This is a genomic window from Laceyella putida (genome assembly GCF_042665195.1).
Taxonomy (GTDB): Bacteria; Bacillota; Bacilli; order Thermoactinomycetales; family Thermoactinomycetaceae; genus Laceyella; species Laceyella putida.
This window is the reverse complement of the sequence record NZ_JBHTBW010000089.1, coordinates 1-952: the sequence shown is the minus strand read 5'-3', so window position 1 is coordinate 952 and position 952 is coordinate 1. Positions and strand designations below refer to the sequence as shown.

1 protein-coding gene is annotated in these 952 nt (G+C 39.7%); it reads left to right on the top strand.

Features of this window, described 5'->3' with window-relative positions:
* The first annotated feature begins 204 nt into the window (after positions 1 to 204).
* Positions 205 to 789: a hypothetical protein gene (locus tag ACFQNG_RS20910; RefSeq protein WP_379867858.1), complete on the top strand. Its 585-nt coding sequence runs from the start codon at positions 205 to 207 to the stop codon at positions 787 to 789.
* Positions 790 to 952: the final 163 nt, after the last annotated feature.

Below are 952 nucleotides of genomic sequence, written 5' to 3'. Positions count from 1 at the left end.
TAGTTGAAAAAGGGTGAAAAAGCGAGCTTAAGATACACTCTGTCCAAAATTAAGGGGTTAATCCGAAATATTAGTAAAAGGGCTGTTGGTATTCTAAAGGTAGATGTCGAAATATATGTCAAATCTATCAATTTAATAATTGTCCAAACTTTTCGGATTTACCAACGTATTATGTACTAGTAAATAATTCTAGGAGGTGATTTTATGAATAAAAATTACAAACTCTCTAAGAGATGCTTCCCATATATTTCTATTCCAAATCGATCAAAGCGAAGGTGCATCTGTCCTCCCGGACCACGAGGACGAAGAGGACCAATAGGACCAATAGGACCAGAAGGACGAAGAGGACCAATAGGACCAGAAGGACCACGAGGACCAGAAGGACCACGAGGACCGGGGGTAACCCCTACGTTTGGTTCGTTATATGGAATTGATTCTGCAAGAACCCCTATACAAAATGTTCCTATAGAGTTTGATTTTCCTGGACCGATTTCGAATACGAATCCAAATCCAGGAACGGATAGTATTACGATCTTAGCCAATGGTGTATATGAAATAACGGCAAACGTTACCTCTTTAGGGCTTCCCACAATCAATTATGATATTAGAAGAAACAACATCATAATTCCAGGTTCTCGTTTCAGCACGTCAGGTAGTAGAGCAACAGTAGGAAAAACAATTCAAACTACTTTAGTTGCAGGAGATATTTTGACAGTCGTTCCAAGCTTTGTTTCTGGGGCTAGCCAATATGCAGGGGCAGCACTTACTGTAAATCTAATAGGGCCTTAACATCGAGATTGGACAAAGAGGGGAGTTTCTTTTCTAACTAAACAAGTGTCTTTAACGCTTGTTCAACGTACCACATACAATATTTCTGAACGTTCATCCTTAATGAACCCCAAAAGTCCAGACATTTTAAGCCGCATTTGAGGTAAAACGTTGACGGAACTCC